The 15,100-nt window shown below is 53.2% G+C and carries 16 protein-coding genes; 8 read left to right on the top strand and 8 right to left on the bottom strand.

What is annotated here, in order from left to right; genetic code table 11:
- Nucleotides 1-25: 25 nt before the first annotated feature.
- Together D3P08_RS09030 and D3P08_RS09025 are read right to left on the bottom strand one after the other, a co-directional pair.
- Entirely contained in the window at nt 26-343 is a 318-nt protein-coding gene (locus D3P08_RS09030) for an ArsR/SmtB family transcription factor (RefSeq protein ID WP_119599181.1), read from the bottom strand.
- A gap of 86 nt (nt 344-429) precedes the next feature.
- Entirely contained in the window at nt 430-1,320 is an 891-nt protein-coding gene (locus tag D3P08_RS09025; protein WP_420819025.1) for an SDR family oxidoreductase, read from the bottom strand.
- Between the two features lie 234 nt (nt 1,321-1,554).
- Here D3P08_RS09025 and D3P08_RS27255 point away from each other — a divergent pair, with 234 nt between their 5' ends.
- From D3P08_RS27255 to D3P08_RS09010, 4 genes are all read left to right on the top strand, one after another.
- Nucleotides 1,555-1,728: a hypothetical protein gene (locus D3P08_RS27255; RefSeq protein WP_162848406.1), complete on the top strand. Its 174-nt coding sequence runs from the start codon at nt 1,555-1,557 to the stop codon at nt 1,726-1,728.
- Nucleotides 1,729-1,802: 74 nt separating this feature from the next.
- A complete protein-coding gene (locus D3P08_RS09020; RefSeq protein ID WP_119599179.1) occupies nt 1,803-3,053 on the top strand; it encodes a serine hydrolase domain-containing protein in 1,251 nt (416 codons plus the stop codon).
- A gap of 484 nt (nt 3,054-3,537) precedes the next feature.
- Nucleotides 3,538-4,893 (top strand): lytic polysaccharide monooxygenase, encoded by a 1,356-nt coding sequence (locus D3P08_RS09015; protein WP_119599178.1) that lies wholly within the window; start codon nt 3,538-3,540, stop codon nt 4,891-4,893.
- Between the two features lie 184 nt (nt 4,894-5,077).
- On the top strand, nt 5,078-5,479 hold the full coding sequence (locus D3P08_RS09010) for a hypothetical protein (RefSeq protein WP_119599177.1): 402 nt from the start codon (nt 5,078-5,080) through the stop codon (nt 5,477-5,479).
- Nucleotides 5,480-5,578: 99 nt separating this feature from the next.
- Here the strand turns inward: D3P08_RS09010 and D3P08_RS09005 are convergent, their stop codons facing one another.
- The 3 genes from D3P08_RS09005 to D3P08_RS08995 all read right to left on the bottom strand — a co-directional run bounded on the left by D3P08_RS09005 (nt 5,579) and on the right by D3P08_RS08995 (nt 6,747).
- A complete protein-coding gene (locus D3P08_RS09005) occupies nt 5,579-5,908 on the bottom strand; it encodes an antibiotic biosynthesis monooxygenase family protein (protein WP_119599176.1) in 330 nt (109 codons plus the stop codon).
- Nucleotides 5,909-5,982: 74 nt separating this feature from the next.
- The gene (locus D3P08_RS09000) at nt 5,983-6,171 is read right to left on the bottom strand and encodes a hypothetical protein (protein WP_119599175.1); all 189 of its coding nucleotides are present in this window, start codon (nt 6,169-6,171) and stop codon (nt 5,983-5,985) included.
- 3 nt (nt 6,172-6,174) lie between these two features.
- Nucleotides 6,175-6,747, bottom strand: coding sequence for a phosphatase PAP2 family protein (locus tag D3P08_RS08995; RefSeq protein WP_147381786.1), 573 nt, complete (start codon nt 6,745-6,747; stop codon nt 6,175-6,177).
- Between the two features lie 185 nt (nt 6,748-6,932).
- Here D3P08_RS08995 and D3P08_RS08990 point away from each other — a divergent pair, with 185 nt between their 5' ends.
- Genes D3P08_RS08990 through D3P08_RS08980 form a run of 3 tightly spaced genes read left to right on the top strand, consistent with a single transcriptional unit; the run spans nt 6,933 to nt 9,796 of the window.
- On the top strand, nt 6,933-7,799 hold the full coding sequence (locus D3P08_RS08990) for a class I SAM-dependent methyltransferase (protein WP_119599494.1): 867 nt from the start codon (nt 6,933-6,935) through the stop codon (nt 7,797-7,799).
- Nucleotides 7,799-8,506, top strand: coding sequence for an RluA family pseudouridine synthase (locus tag D3P08_RS08985; RefSeq protein ID WP_240647386.1), 708 nt, complete (start codon nt 7,799-7,801; stop codon nt 8,504-8,506). Before D3P08_RS08990 ends, D3P08_RS08985 begins: the two co-directional genes overlap by 1 nt.
- A 21-nt stretch (nt 8,507-8,527) precedes the next feature.
- Nucleotides 8,528-9,796 carry a CapA family protein gene (locus tag D3P08_RS08980; RefSeq protein WP_119599493.1) on the top strand — a complete coding sequence of 423 codons (1,269 nt, stop codon included), beginning with the start codon at nt 8,528-8,530 and terminating at the stop codon, nt 9,794-9,796.
- A gap of 49 nt (nt 9,797-9,845) precedes the next feature.
- Here the strand turns inward: D3P08_RS08980 and D3P08_RS08975 are convergent, their stop codons facing one another.
- Nucleotides 9,846-10,253: a MarR family winged helix-turn-helix transcriptional regulator gene (locus D3P08_RS08975; RefSeq protein WP_119599172.1), complete on the bottom strand. Its 408-nt coding sequence runs from the start codon at nt 10,251-10,253 to the stop codon at nt 9,846-9,848.
- Between the two features lie 214 nt (nt 10,254-10,467).
- On the opposite strand from D3P08_RS08975, the gene D3P08_RS27250 reads away from it, so the two are divergent.
- Entirely contained in the window at nt 10,468-10,635 is a 168-nt protein-coding gene (locus D3P08_RS27250) for a hypothetical protein (protein WP_162848405.1), read from the top strand.
- Here the strand turns inward: D3P08_RS27250 and gyrA are convergent.
- Both gyrA and parE read right to left on the bottom strand, forming a co-directional pair.
- Nucleotides 10,616-13,078, bottom strand: a complete 2,463-nt coding sequence (gene gyrA, locus D3P08_RS08970; protein ID WP_119599171.1) for a DNA gyrase subunit A — start codon at nt 13,076-13,078, stop codon at nt 10,616-10,618. The genes D3P08_RS27250 and gyrA overlap by 20 nt on opposite strands.
- A gap of 12 nt (nt 13,079-13,090) precedes the next feature.
- Nucleotides 13,091-15,061: a DNA topoisomerase IV subunit B gene (parE, locus tag D3P08_RS08965; RefSeq protein ID WP_119599170.1), complete on the bottom strand. Its 1,971-nt coding sequence runs from the start codon at nt 15,059-15,061 to the stop codon at nt 13,091-13,093.
- Between the last annotated feature and the right edge of the window lie 39 nt (nt 15,062-15,100).

Raw genomic sequence — 15,100 nt, 5'->3', positions numbered from 1 at the left:
AACGATTTCCGCCAAGGGGCTGTTATTATGTCTTCTTCTGCATTTCTTGCAAATAAGCGTCCAGGCGGTCCATCCGCTCCTCCCATAATCTGCGGAAGGATTCCAGCCATGCGTCCATCTCCTGAAACGGTTCTGGCCGCAGCTTATAAATCCGCTGGTTGGCCAATGGTCGGACTTCAACAATGTGCGCCTCATTTAAAACCTTCAAATGCTTTGAAACCTGCGGCTGCCGGAGCTCGAGTTTCGTTGCGATCTCGCCTACCGTAAGCGGTCCTACGCTTAGCAGCTCCACTATATGCAATCGGTTGGGTTCGGCTAGCGCACTCAAAGTTGACAGTTCCATCATATCCCCTCCGAACAAGTTCGATTCTCATATAAGAATATGCCAAATCGAGAATATGCCTGTCAACCAGGGATCCACGAGCTCCATTATGAGCTCGTGGATTGTCCTCCATCAACATGCAGCACCTGTCCGGTTACATACCTGGAGTCATCCGATGCCAAATAGACGAATGTAGGGGCTACCTCGAACGGCTGTCCCGGCCTTCCCATTGGCGTTTCCGTGCCAAAAACCGCTACATGGTCGGAGGCGTAGCTTGACGGGATAAGCGGTGTCCAAATCGGCCCCGGCGCGATCGCGTTTACCCGAATGCCTTGGCCGATAAGATTATTCGCAAGAGACCGGGTAAAACCGACAATGGCGGACTTGGTTGCCGTATAATCGATCAAATCCTTCGGCCCTACGTAAGCGACTACGGAAGCGGTGTTAATAATCGAGCTGCCTGGCTTTAAATGCGGGATCGCTGCTCTTGTCGTATAAAAATGGGAGAAGACGTTCACTTTGAACGTATCCTCGAGCTGCTCATCCGTTATGTCCAACAAGCTCAATTGTTGAAACTGGATGCCGACATGATTGCAGAGCACATCCAATCGGCCAAATGTCTCCACTGTTTTATGCACGATAGCCGCGCAATGCTTCTTATCGCGCAAATCCCCCGGCAGCGGCAGACAGCGGCGGCCGAGCTCTTCGACGCGCCGGCAGGTTCGCTGCGCGTCTTCATGTTCGTCTAAATAGGCGATTGCGACGTCCGCTCCTTCCTTCGCGAATGCGATGGCAGCTGCGGCTCCCATACCGCTGTCCCCTCCCGTTATGAGGGCGGCCTTGCCTTTCAGCTTGCCGCTTCCGACGTAATTCGGATTCTCGATGATCGGCTCGGGAACCATATACGCCTCCCTTCCCGGCTGTACGAGCTGTCTCTGCTCGGGAAACGGAAGCGCTATATCTTCATATCTTGTTATCCTTCCGTAATTGGGATACATCGGATACGGCGTTGTTGTTTTCGCTTTATCGAAAAGCTGCCGATAATGTTGAACTTCTTGCTCTGACCGCTGATTGCTCATATTTGCCTCCCGCTTTTATTCCTTTTCTTTACACTATGCGAGATAGGCATTCGCCGTGCCGGAGGTTGGTTACGGCAGCATCTTATTCCGTACATGCTCCTTACGAGGTGGCGCCACGTATGCTGAAGCATCCATATTCAGAGGGAGGCTATTATGAATCCGATTCTGTTTAGCCCGGTCGTCCAGCTGCTTCTGCAGCCCCAATCGGAAGCGAGATTGCCATTGCTGTATAACGCGAATCCGTATCCTTATTCGATGCCTGTAACTAGCATCAGACCGCCATTTTACACGAATCCGCGCTATGGCTGGAACTTTCCGGTCATTTAAGGGGGCGCATCGCCCCCTCGTGGTGCGCCTCTTCACGCCAATATGGTAGAATATCCAACTAGAGGAGGCTAACCATGACAACTCAAACCAAACTCGCGAACTATTTACATACCTATCGGGAACGCTATCCGTTAAGCGGCACCGTACTTATCGCGCAGAACGGGTCCATTCTTTATGAAGAAGCCTTTGGCAACGCAAGCGAGGAGCATCAAGTGCCGAATACGATGGATACGAAATTCGGAATATGGTCGGTGACCAAATCGTTTACGGCAATGGCGATCATGATGCTGGCTGAACAAGGTTTGCTGCGTCTCGACGATCCTGCCGGCGATTACTTGCCGTCGCTGAAGAGCAGGGATTCGATGTCCATCCGGCAGCTGCTGCAGCATCGCTCCGGGCTGCCGAATTTCACTAGCATGCCGGAATATAACGCCGATTGGAACAAATGGCCGGCAGCGAAGGAAACCGTCCTGGAAAGGCTGGCGGACAAGCCGAACGACTTCCTTCCAGGCACGGCATTTGCTTACAACAATACGGGGTACTATTTGCTCGGCGTCATTGTGGAGGCTGTAACCGGGAGCGGCTTCGAGGATTTCCTGCGTTTACGGATCCTGCAGCCCTTGGACATGAGGAGCTCCGGCATCAACAACGGCAGATGCGTCATACCGGGACTTGCAAGCGCTTATTCCGCTTCCAATCAAACGCTTGCGCCGGCAGAGTATATCGATATGAGCACCGTCATTTCCGCTGGAGGCATGTATTCCACCGCGCGCGATCTGCTTAAATGGGATCAAGCGCTTTATTCAGACACGCTGGTCGGCCGGTCCGTCATCGAAGATGTATTCAGCAGAGAAGAGGAAGGCTACGGGCTCGGCTGGTTCCTCAACCGAAAGCATGATCGCAGACGTATTTATCACGGAGGCGCATATCGAGGATACCGCAGCGAGCTGCACCGTTACCCCGATGAGCGGATGACGGTTATTCTGCTGTCCAATTACGATTTTGTCCCGGTCACGAGACTCGTGGATCACCTATCGGGCATTGTGTTCGGTGAAGACGCTGCGCCGCCTGTACCGCCATCGCCTTACCCGATCGCAGAAGCGGAGCTAGCGCCGCTGCTCGGCCGATACGAAGGATATGGCTGCCAAGCCATCGTTGACCGGGATGAAGAAGACATCTATTTCGTTTGGAACAACCGGGAGCGTAATCCGATTTATCCGATATCCGAGACGAGCTTTCAGCATAAGTACTACGACTTATCGTATTCGTTCAAGAAAAATCATGATGGCTTATGGACGTTCCTGGGAATGAAAAAACAGCCGTAACACAAAAAGGCCTCGGAAGAGGCCTTTTTTGCTAATAACATCCTATTATTTATTGTAATTCTCGCGGCTTTGAGGGGTAAATTTATTTTACAATAATTATTCCCCTCCACGCTTTCATGAACATCACCTATACTTAAAGTTAACTTCCGACCATTTCGTTATGGATAACCGCGCACAATTTCAAAGACCTCTAGACTCATCATCTTCCTAATAAGCCTTATGCTTTTTCTGCCAGCCTTCCCTAAGTCAGCGGCATTCCCTTCCCGCAGCACGATCCGCTCATCTCAACAATCGCATAGTGTATAAGCTCGTTCTTTTCGAGTTTATATAAAATCAAAAGAGAAAGGAGTCCAATCGCACAAGACTAGGATTTATTAAGCTTGTCCTCACCCCATAGAGAAGCTTACCGCACAATCTTCTTTTAGGTTTGGCCCGCGATTGACAAAGGTTAGAAAATCCACTTTTGACAGGAGGGTATTTATTTATGTCCATTCTTCAAAACCAACGTTCATTATTCGTAAAAGCCATCGTCGCAAGCGGTATCATGCTCGTTATGCTGGCTTGTATGATGCTGCTTGCCGAGCGCGCCTCCGCTCACGGCTACGTAGAATCGCCGGCTAGCAGAGGTTATTTATGCAAATTAGGCACAAACACAGATTGCGGTGCCGTCGTCTATGAGCCTCAAAGCCTTGAAACCTCGAAAGGCTTCCCTGCTGCGGGTCTTACCGACGGCAAGTTCGGCAGCGCGAACGGCATCTTCCCTAAGCTTGACGAACAATCCAGCACGCGATGGAGCAAAGTCAACGTCACCAGCGGGCAAATGACATTTACGTGGAAGTTTACAGCGAACCACGCGACGACCGACTTCCGTTATTTCATTACGAAGCCGACGTGGAACCCGAATTCGCCGCTGACGCGCGATCAATTCGGCCTCGTGCCGTTCTGCACGCACGATATGGACGGCGCGCAGCCTCCATTTACGCTGTCTCATACTTGCGACATCCCGCAGCGTACCGGCTATCACGTGATTTTGGCGGTATGGGATGTTGACAACACGGCTAACGCGTTCTATAACACGATCGACGTGCAGTTTGGTCCATCGACCGGCGGCGACACGATTGCTCCTAGCGCGCCTTCAGGCGTCAGCGCTTCGAATATCGGCACAACGAGCGCAACGGTTTCCTGGAGCGCTTCTTCGGACAACGTTGGCGTAACAGGCTACCGTGTTTATAACGGCTCCACGCAAATCGGTTCCACGACCGGAGCCCTGTCTCTTAATTTGACCGGGCTGACTTCGAATACAACCTATAACATTACCGTTAAAGCCGTTGACGCGGCCGGCAACGTGTCTGCCGCAAGCAACACGGCTACCTTCAAAACGCTTACCGTCACAACGCCAGACACAACGGCGCCTACGGCTCCATCAGGCTTGCATATAATGGGTACGCCTACATCCAGCAGCATGATGCTGATGTGGAACGCATCAACCGACAATGTCGGCGTAACAGGCTACCGCATTTACAACGGCTCCGCCTTAGTCGCAACGGTCAGCGGCACAACAACCGATTACACCGTTACCGGACTAAGCGCCGGCACGACTTATTCGTTCAGCGTGCGCGCAATCGACGCAGCAGGCAACCAAAGCGCGGCAAGCACAATCAGCGGCACAACGGCGCCTTCGGACGGCGGCGGGACAGCGCCGGCATGGGCGCCGGGCGTTGCGTATACAGTAGGCATCCTTGTCACTTATAATGGCGCTACATACGAATGCCGCCAATCCCACACGTCGCTGACAGGCTGGGAGCCATCCAACGTGCCGGCTCTTTGGCTGCTGAAGTAACAAGCGCAACGTTGCCATAACGTACAATCAACAGAAGGCTGATACCGGGCATTTCGCGGTATCAGCCTTCTCCCTATCCGATTTACAGTTGATTTCATGGTTTACAACTTTTGTACATTGCGGTAAAATTCTTTATAGAGAACGCCCACTATTCTCTATATTGTACTAATGGGAGTGGTATCCTATGAAGATGATGAAACGGGTCGTTGGTTTAACCTTGCTAATGGCGCTACTCGCTTTCCCTGCATCGGCGTTCGCCTCCAGCTACTCAACTTATTCCGGCAATCAGAACAAAGGATTTTTTTCCTCCATCTTCTCCTTCTTCGGCGGTTCATCCAAAGACAAGAACGACTACAGCAAGTATAGCAATAATTACGGAAGCAGCTACGGTTATGGCGGATCTCACGGAGGCTCAAACGGGGGCCACTACGGCGGAGGTCACAATAACCATAATAACGATAAAGGCGGCTTCTGGGACTGGTTCGACAAAGACTGGTGGGATAAGGATTGGTGGGACGATTATTGCTGGTGGGATGATTACAAGGACGACTCCTGGAAGCTCTGGGAGAAATACTTCTGCTATTAAAAAAACGGCTGTCTGACGGTTTGCCGCACTCCCCTATAAGTAGACAGGTTTAACCTTCTGCTTGCGGAGGTCGCGGCATAACGACGCAGACAGCCTTTTTTAGGCGTTCACGGCCGTGCCTGGAAGCACCTTCTTCACTTCGTACATCTTAACGGATGAACTGATAACATAGCTTGGCGGCTCCTGGCCTCGTTTTTCGCGATGCCCCGCGATATGGACGGGATCCTTCTCCCAATTTTTCCACGCTTCTTCCGATTCCCATCGAATCATGGCGATAACTTCTTCCGACTCTTTATTTCTTTTACTCACCATAACCGTTCTGTCGATCAGTCCTGGCATCGTGTCCATATGCCCCGGCTTGCCGAATCGATCTACGACTTCATCCGCGTTCCCTGGTTCAACAACGATTGTTCTGATTTGGATAAACATCTTCATCACTCCAATCCGATTAATTGCTCCAGTTCTTCTTACCGATAACGATTCTCATTGTCAACGGAAAACTGTTATTCATAGCTTTTTAAGCGATACCGATAACCGCAAAAGCCGCATTTGAATACGACGCTGTCTTCGCCGATGACAAAGCTGAACCGGTCATCGTCTTCAAGCTCGATATATTCGCGGCCCTGCTCGTCGCGGTCGCCTGTTGCAAAAAAGTTTGTGCTGTTGCCGCATTCGCATTCCAGGTGCATCATGCCTTATCTCCCTTTCGTTTTTCGATATCGAACGTCACCTATTCGTATTGTTGCGCATATAACGGCTAATCCCGCGCTGTAACCAGCCAGCACATCCGTAATATAGTGCACATGAAAATAGACGCGGCATACGCCCATGAGCAGAATGCAGAGCGCAAGCAGCGCGCAGACAACGGCATTGACCGCTTTTGGCAGCTTGCTCTCGCGCCAAATGATGACAAGGATTAACCCGAACATAATCATGCCGAGCATCGCGTTGGCGCTCGGAAAGCTCGCACCGTCAGCTGTGATGCCCCATAGCGTTTCTGGGCGTGCTCGGTCAATCCATCCTTTCAGCACCCTATTTAAAAGGTATCCGAAAAGCACGCCGCCTATTAACATGACGGTAAACCGCCATCCTTTAAGAAACCCGAATATAACGGCTGATCCGATCGTCACGATAATGATCGTCAGCGTTGAGCCAAGATAGGAGAAGCCTTTCATCCATGCCGTCACCGTGCCGTTTCTCCAATCGCTTAACAAGCTGTGCGCCCAGCGGTCGAAAGCATGCCCGCCTTCCTCCGGCAATGTCAACAAAGCTGCTAGAAATCCGATGACACCAACCGAGAGACCTATAACCCAACCCCATTTGTTTTGTTGATGAATGATAAACGCCTCCTATGTAAGATTCATTGCTTCGCGCTCCTCGCTTCGTTATAATAAGCGATGATATTATTGCGTGACAAGACTAAAGTCAAGAAGATAGGAAGGATTGCTTAATGATGTACATAGCGAATAAATGGACGGACTACGAGGTTATCGACACCGGCGACGGAGACAAGCTGGAGCGCTGGGGCAGCTATATTTTGCGCCGTCCGGACCCGCAAATTATTTGGCCGATCGCGGATGAATCGGGTCCTTGGAAGAAGACGGACGGCCACTATCACCGCAGCTCCTCCGGCGGAGGCAAATGGGAAATGAAGAAGTCGCTTCCCGAGCGATGGACGATCTCGTACGGCGAGCTGTCCTTTCATATTAAACCTACCAACTTCAAGCATACAGGCTTGTTCCCGGAGCAAGCGGTCAATTGGAGCTGGATGATGGATAAAATCCGAGGCGCCGGACGCCCGATCCGCGTGCTTAACCTCTTCGCTTATTCGGGCGGCGCTACCGTCGCTGCCGCTAAGGCCGGCGCTGAGGTATGCCATGTCGACGCTGCCAAAGGCATGGTTCAATGGGCGAAAGAGAACGCGCAGCTGTCGGGTCTTGAATCCGCTCCGATCCGATACATAACCGATGACGTGTTCAAGTTCGTACAGCGAGAACAGCGCCGCGGCCGGCAATACGACGCGATCATAATGGATCCCCCATCCTATGGACGCGGGCCGAACGGAGAGACATGGAAGCTGGAAGAGAACTTATATCCGTTCCTGCAAAGCTGTACGACCATTCTTTCCGACAATCCGCTGTTTCTATTGATCAACTCGTACACGACCGGCTTGTCTCCAACGGTGCTGCACAATTTGCTGCACATGACGATGACGAGCAAGTTCGGCGGCACTATCAATTGCGGGGAGATTGGACTTCCTATAACGAGAACCGGGCTGAACCTGCCCTGCGGCATTCTTGGCCGATGGGAGTCGAAATAATGGCGATCCCCGTCCTATACGAGGATAATCACCTGCTCGCCGTCGTGAAGCCGCCGGGCGTCCCTTCCCAGGAGGACGAGTCAGGGGACCCTGACATGCTGACCCTTCTGAAAGCGGATTTGAAGCAGCGGCATAATAAGCCGGGCAACGTGTTCCTAGGTCTTGTTCATCGGCTTGACCGACCCGTAGGCGGCGCCATGATCTTTGCCAAAACCTCTAAGGCGGCGTCCAGACTGTCTGAATCCGTGCGGGGCCGTTCCTTCGGGAAAACCTACATATGCGTTGTAGAGGGCGTTCCAGCGCGTCAGGAGGCGACTCTCGAGCATTACATCCGCAAAGACCAGAAGCGGAATGTTGTTACCGTCTATGACCGGCCCGCGCCTGAAGCCAAGGATGCGCGGCTAACTTACCGGGTCGCTGTCAGCTCCGGCTCACACAGTCTTATCGCCGTCCGGCTTCATACCGGAAGGCCCCATCAGATTCGGGCGCAGATGGCGCATATTGGCTGTCCGCTTGCAGGCGATCTCAAATACGGCGCAGCGAAACGGCCCAATTTAATCGATATCGCGCTCTGGTCAACCTCCGTGACCGTCCCGCATCCGACAACAAAGGAAGAGATGACGTTCCGCTCCCTTCCCAATGACACAGAGCCATGGAGCTGGTGGAGCATCGACCAGCTTCGCTTTGCGGCCGAATACTTTGTTTAGTGGAAAGGACGAATGAAGCACATGCGACGTTCAACGCGTCATAAACGACGACGAAAGCTTTTTTGGATTCCGCTCACGGCTTTATTGGCCGCGGCCTCTCTAGTGGTGATTTATTTGCTGGTTCAGCCTATTTGGCCGGGAAGCTCAGGACCGGAGGAAACCTCGAATGATGCAGCGGATTCCGCCTCCATCGACCCTGCTGCGTCGGCGACACCGCCGCCTCCAACGCCTGAGCCGACTCCGCCTGAGCCGGTATTTGAAGATGCGGTATGGATTGGGGTTGGCGATGTGATGAGCCATTCGCCGCAGCTGCCCGGCGCATACGATGCAGAGCTTGACACCTACGACTTTACTCCCTTTTTCGAGGAAGTTAAGCCGATTCTTGCGCAAGGCGATTGGGTAATGGCGAATATGGAGACGCCTGTTGCAGGGAAAGACTTCGGGTACAGCGGATACCCGACCTTCAACGCGCCGGTCGAACTCGCAGAAGCGCTCAAAGGAGCCGGATTTAATCTGCTGTCCACTGCGAATAATCACTCGCTCGACAAGGGCGAAAAAGGCTTGCTGCGCACGCTGGAGCATTTGAAGGAGCTGGGCTTTACGACCGTCGGAACAGCGGCGTCGCAGGAGGAGGCGGACACGCCCGTCATCTCCGAGCAGAACGGCATTCGAATGGGTCTTTTATCGTATACGTACGGCACGAACGGGATTCCGATTCCGGAAGGCAAGCCGTATCTGGTATCGCTCATCGACGAAGAAAAAATGAAATCGGATATCCGGAAGCTGCGGGATGCCGGCGCCGATGTCGTCACTATCGCGCTTCACTTTGGCAACGAATATCAAACGACGCCGACTGAAGAGCAAAAACGGCTCGCCCGCGCGCTGGTCGCAGCAGGCGCCGATATTATCGCCGGCTCCCATCCGCACGTGATTCAGCCATACGAGGTCATCGAAACTGAGGATTTGAACGGTCAAACCAAAAAAGCACTTATCATTTATTCGATGGGTAATTTTATTTCGAATCAGCGAGGCGATTCCAAAGATTACGGCGTTATCTTTAAGGTTGGCGTCCGCAAAAACGTAACGGAGGGAACGACGACGCTCACCGACGTCGAGGCGATCCCGACTTGGGTTCACCGCTACCAGCCGGACCGATATTACCGTTATCGCGTGCTGCCGGTTGAGGAGACAATTGCGGCGATGGACGACGAGCTGCTAGGTACCAACATTTATAAACAATTGCAAACCGATTACGACATGCTGATCCAGCGGCTCGAATCGCTGCAATAAATGGAACAAGGCCGCTTCCCTCATCATTGGGGAAGCGGCCTTTCTATCGTTAGGAGCTGCTGGCGACCTTGCCGAGCAGGTAGACAAGCAGCTGCTGATTATGGCTCGATATGCGGTCAAGCGATTGCTCAATCATGCCTTTCCGAATGGCCCGGCCACGCTCGGCCTCCGCCTGTCCTTTTTCCGACACGGAGATCCAGACGATTCTGCGGTCATTATCGTCCCGCGTTCGGATAATCAGCTCATTCCGTTCCATCCGATCCAACAAAGTCGTTATCGCAGCAGGTGTCGTCGATAAATATTGAATGAGATCGGACGGCTTCATCGGTTGAGACTCCAGCAGCAGCTCCAGCACGTTCAGCTGGCCTTCCGTTAGCGGAGCCAGCGATTGCTCCAGATTGATCTTCCACTCGCGCGACAGCTTCGTCCACAGTCTCGTAAAGTCTTCGGACACCATACTCCCACCTGCTTTCTTTCCTATTTGTTCCTACTCTATTCATTATTATAGCAATTGAAAATGTCGAATAAAAGGTTAATGCAATTAATAGTTTGCGTCACTCATCGCTACTTTTTCGAACCGTTTGACAGGTTCTGACATATAATGAGGCGACAGCCCGACTTTGCGCGCTAATGATGGGTGGAAACAGCGAAATGATAGGAGCGTGACCGCAATGGATGAGAGGAAAGCCGACGTTATGAAACGAATCCGGGAGTACGGCATAATAAAAGACCCGCAATGGCTGGAACGCCCGGATGAGCTCGTGCCATTGTGGGTCATGCTGGAAGCCTTCCTCGAATTAATAAATCGTCTGAATCCGCCTAATCAGCCTTTTGATTAAGATCGGGTACCGAACGAATGAAGGTTGATACAATGACGTCGTTTTTCTCAACTGGGAATAACGTTTTGCCGACGGATTTACGCTCCTCGATCGGCGCTTTCTCCGAGTCGGCCGGCAGCTTGGCGTCGCCGGATGTAAGCGCAACAACCTCGAGCGGCTGCCTGCAGTAATATGCGGCAATTAGTCTTTCTCCATTTGATCGGACACGTTTGCCTTCCTTAAATTCGAACGTCTGCACGCCGCGGCCGCCTCTTCCCTGGATCGGATAATCAAGCAGCAGCGAACGCTTCGCGTAGCCGATTTCCGAAATAACCAGCACTTCGCCTTCGTCATCCGCCACGAGCATCGCCGCAATGAGCTCGTCGTCCTCCTTCAGCTGCATGCCCCTTACGCCGGCAGCCACACGGCCCATCGGGTTAACCTCCGTCTCTTGGAAACGGATGCTCATGCCGTTTTTCGATACAAGCATCACTTGCTTGGCGCCGTCGCTCACCAAGACTTGAATCACTTCATCGCCGTCCGCCACCTTGCAGGCGGCTACCGCCGTTGAACGCGTCGTTGCGTATTCCTTCAGCTCCGTTCGCTTTACCTGTCCGCGCTTCGTGACGAACACTAGTGACAGGTCCGGCTGCTGAATGTCTTTGACCGGAATGACGCTGACGATCGAATCGTCTTTCGGCAGCGGCACTATATTTACGATTGCGGTGCCGTTCTCTTTCCATTTGAATTCCGGAATTTGATGAACCGGCAGCATATAATATTGGCCTTTGCGCGTGAAGAGAAGCAAATTGTCGATCGTATTGACCTGCAGCAGCTCACGGATCACGTCGCCTTCTTTAACGCCGGCGCTTTCAAGCTCTCCCCCGGAGCGCGTAAAGCTCAGCATACTGGTCCGCTTCATATAGCCGTCATGACTTAACGTCACGAGGACGTCCTCCGGCGTGACAAGCACCTCAAGGTTAACCTTAAGCTCCTCAACCTCGCCCTGAATTTCGGAACGGCGGTCCACGCCGTATTTGTCCCGTATCTCCGTCAACTCATCCTTAATGACGCCAATCAGCTTCTTCTCGCTTTCCAGAATCGAGCGCAAATAAGCGATACGCTTCTGCGCTTCCTTAAGCTCCTTCTCGAGCGACGTAATCTCCAGATTCGTCAAGCGGTACAGCTGGAGGGTCAATATCGCGTCGGCTTGCCGTTCCGTAAAGCCAAACTTCGCGATAAGGTTATCCTGCGCGTCGGCGCGATTTTTGGATGCTTTGATCGTTGCAATAACGTCATCCAATATATTAAGCGCCTTTACGAGCCCTTCCACAACATGAGCGCGGTCTTCCGCCTTCTCCAGCTCGTATTGCGTCCGGTGCGTGACGACTTCCTTCTGGTGGTCGACGTACGCGGCTAGCATCGGCTTTAAGCCCAACTGCTGCGGCGCTTTGTTGACGATCGCCACCATATTGAAGTTGTAGGTCACCTGCAAATCGGTTTTCTTCAACAAATAAGCCAAAATACCGTTCGCGTCGGCGTCCTTCTTCAGCTCCACAACGATACGGAGACCGTTGCGTCCGCTCTCGTCCCGCACCTCCGCGATCCCCTCCACCTTCTTCTCAAGGCGGATATTTTCCATAGCGGTAACCAGTCTCGACTTAACGACCTGGTAAGGGATTTCGGTGATGACGATCTGCTGCTTGCCGCCGCGCAAATCTTCGATCGTTGTTTTCGAACGGATGTAGATACGGCCTTTACCCGTCGAATACGCTTCGCGGATGCCTTCTTCGCCCATAATTAGACCGCCCGTCGGGAAGTCCGGTCCTTTCACGATCGCCATCAGCTCCTCAAGCGGAAGCTCCGGCTTGTTCATATAGGCGATGCACGCGTCGATCGTTTCCTTTAAGTTATGCGGCGGAATTTCCGTCGCGAAGCCGGAGGAGATGCCGCTGACACCGTTCACCAGCAAATTCGGGTAACGCGACGGAAGCACGACCGGCTCCTTCGTCGTATTGTCAAAGTTATCTTTGAACTGCACGGTGCGTTTGTCGATGTCGCGCAGCAGTTCCATCGCGATTTTGGACAAGCGCGCCTCGGTATACCGCATTGCCGCCGCCGGATCGTCGTCCTGCGAGCCCCAGTTGCCGTGTCCGTCGATGAGCGGATAGCCCATCTTCCAAGGCTGCGCCATCCGTACCATGCCTTCGTAGATGGAAGAATCGCCGTGCGGATGGTAATTGCCCATAACGTCGCCGACCGTCTTGGCCGATTTGCGGTACGGCTTGTCCGGCGTATTGCCCGCATCGTACATCGCGTACAGAATGCGCCGCTGCACCGGCTTCAGTCCGTCGCGGACATCGGGGATCGCGCGATCCTGTATGATGTATTTCGAATAGCGTCCAAATCGGTCGCCTACGACCTCCTCCAGAAACGCCGGCAGGAATTGTTCCAGGATACTCATGCTTGCTCCCCCCTATTCCTCATATTCCGTAAAGTCTACGTTCTCGATGATCCAGCGTTTTCGAGGGTCTACCTTATCCCCCATCAACGTGGACACGCGGCGCTCCGCCTTGGCCGCATCCTCAATCTGCACCTGCAGCAGCGTGCGCGTCTCCGGATCCATCGTTGTTTCCCACAGCTGCTCCGGGTTCATCTCGCCGAGTCCTTTATAGCGTTGAAGCTCGTAGCCTTTGCCGTATTCCTTTAAATAATTTTGCAGCTGCTCGTCCGTCCACGCATAACGCACGGTCTCCAGCTTGCCGGATTTACGCGTAATTTTGTAGAGCGGCGGCTGCGCAATATAAATGCGTCCGCTGTCGATGAGCGGTTTCATGTACCGGTAGAAGAACGTCAGGAGCAGCACTTGAATGTGCGCGCCGTCCGTGTCCGCGTCCGTCATAATAATGATTTTGCTATAGTTGCTTTCTTCCGCTTCGAACTCCGGACCGACGCCGGCTCCGATCGCCGTAATGATCGCTTTGTACTCGTCGTTTTTCAAAATATCGACGAGCTTCGCTTTTTCCGGGTTCATCGGCTTGCCCTTCAGCGGCAGAATCGCCTGATGCTTCGAATCGCGGCCCTGCTTCGCGGAGCCGCCGGCGGAGTCGCCTTCGACGATAAACAGCTCGTTGCGGGTATAATCCTTCGACTGCGCAGGCGTCAGCTTGCCCCCAAGATTGGAGCTTTCGCTCTTTTTCTTGCCGCTGCGGATTTCCTCACGCGCTTTCCGCGCCGCTTCTCGCGCCTTCGAGGCCTGCACCGCTTTCTTCAGCAGCGTCTGCGCGACCTGCGGGTTCTCCTCCAGGAATACCTGCATCCGCTCCGCCACAACGGCGTCAACCGCGCTCCGCGCGGAAGCGCTGCCGAGCTGATCCTTCGTCTGCCCGACGAATTCGACCTCGGCCATCTTAATATTGATAACGGCCATCATGCCTTCGCGAAGATCGTTGCCCTCCAGGTTTTTGTCCTTCTCCTTCAGGATCGCCGTCTTCCTCGCGTAATCGTTCATGACGCGCGTATAAGCCGTTTTAAAGCCCGTCTCGTGCGTCCCGCCGCCCCGCGTTGGGATCGAGTTGACGAAGGACGCGAGCGTCTCGGTATAACCGTCGTTATATTGCAGCGCCACTTCAACCTCGATGTCGTCCCGTTCGCCAGTAAAGTGGATGACGTCATGCAGCACCGTTTTGTCCTCGTTCAAATATTGAACGAACTGGCTTGCGCCGCCTTCATAGTGGAACACGTCGGCTTTGCCGCTGCGGTCATCCTTAATCGTTACCTTTAGGCCGGAGTTCAGGAACGCGATCTCTTGCAAGCGCTCAGCCAGCGTGTCGTAGTTAAACGATGTGCCGTTTTGGAACACGCGTCCGTCCGGCTTGAACGTAACCTTCGTTCCCGTCCGGTTCGTATTGCCGGTCACTTCCAGGCCGGTAACGGGCTCGCCGACATGCTCTTTGCCCTTATCGTCAACCCAGTATTCAAATCTCATCTTATGTATTTTGCCGTCGCGGTAAATTTCGACCTCAAGCCATTCCGACAGCGCGTTTGTGACGGACGCGCCTACGCCGTGCAGACCGCCGGACTTTTTGTAACCGCTGCCGCCGAACTTGCCGCCCGCATGCAGGATCGTAAATACGACCTGAGGCGTAGGAATCCCGGTCTTATGCATGCCGGTCGGTATTCCGCGCCCGTTGTCGTACACCGTAATGGAACCGTTCTTATGCAGCGTGACCTCAATCGCGGAACAAAATTTCGCCAAATGCTCGTCCACTGCGTTATCGACAATTTCCCAAACCAAATGATGCAAGCCGGAGGTGCTTGTGCTGCCAATGTACATGCCCGGCCTTTTGCGGACAGCCGTCAGGCCTTCCAACACCTGTATATCATCGGCCTCGTAGTTCCGTTCGCCGGCCGGTGCGTTTGCGAATAAATCCATTTGCTCAGCCATGAGCTTCCCCCAATCCGTGTCTGTCAATCTCGATTCTCG

Source organism: Paenibacillus nanensis (assembly GCF_003583765.1).
Taxonomy (GTDB): domain Bacteria; phylum Bacillota; class Bacilli; order Paenibacillales; family Paenibacillaceae; genus Pristimantibacillus; species Pristimantibacillus nanensis.
This window is presented reverse-complemented; position numbering and strand designations above follow the sequence as displayed.

Excerpts from the sequence above, each read along its gene's own strand:
- D3P08_RS09015 (WP_119599178.1), top strand. The coding sequence starts at position 3,538 with ATGTCCATTCTTCAAAACCAACGTTCATTATTCGTAAAAGCCATCGTC.
- D3P08_RS27255 (WP_162848406.1), top strand. The coding sequence starts at position 1,555 with ATGAATCCGATTCTGTTTAGCCCGGTCGTCCAGCTGCTTCTGCAGCCC.
- D3P08_RS08990 (WP_119599494.1), top strand. The coding sequence starts at position 6,933 with ATGTACATAGCGAATAAATGGACGGACTACGAGGTTATCGACACCGGC.
- D3P08_RS09030 (WP_119599181.1), bottom strand. The coding sequence starts at position 343 with ATGGAACTGTCAACTTTGAGTGCGCTAGCCGAACCCAACCGATTGCAT.
- D3P08_RS09010 (WP_119599177.1), top strand. The coding sequence starts at position 5,078 with ATGAAGATGATGAAACGGGTCGTTGGTTTAACCTTGCTAATGGCGCTA.
- parE (WP_119599170.1), bottom strand. The coding sequence starts at position 15,061 with ATGGCTGAGCAAATGGATTTATTCGCAAACGCACCGGCCGGCGAACGG.
- D3P08_RS09000 (WP_119599175.1), bottom strand. The coding sequence starts at position 6,171 with ATGATGCACCTGGAATGCGAATGCGGCAACAGCACAAACTTTTTTGCA.
- D3P08_RS27250 (WP_162848405.1), top strand. The coding sequence starts at position 10,468 with ATGGATGAGAGGAAAGCCGACGTTATGAAACGAATCCGGGAGTACGGC.
- gyrA (WP_119599171.1), bottom strand. The coding sequence starts at position 13,078 with ATGAGTATCCTGGAACAATTCCTGCCGGCGTTTCTGGAGGAGGTCGTA.
- D3P08_RS09020 (WP_119599179.1), top strand. The coding sequence starts at position 1,803 with ATGACAACTCAAACCAAACTCGCGAACTATTTACATACCTATCGGGAA.
- D3P08_RS08985 (WP_240647386.1), top strand. The coding sequence starts at position 7,799 with ATGGCGATCCCCGTCCTATACGAGGATAATCACCTGCTCGCCGTCGTG.
- D3P08_RS08975 (WP_119599172.1), bottom strand. The coding sequence starts at position 10,253 with ATGGTGTCCGAAGACTTTACGAGACTGTGGACGAAGCTGTCGCGCGAG.
- D3P08_RS08980 (WP_119599493.1), top strand. The coding sequence starts at position 8,528 with ATGCGACGTTCAACGCGTCATAAACGACGACGAAAGCTTTTTTGGATT.
- D3P08_RS09025 (WP_420819025.1), bottom strand. The coding sequence starts at position 1,320 with ATGTATCCCAATTACGGAAGGATAACAAGATATGAAGATATAGCGCTT.
- D3P08_RS09005 (WP_119599176.1), bottom strand. The coding sequence starts at position 5,908 with ATGTTTATCCAAATCAGAACAATCGTTGTTGAACCAGGGAACGCGGAT.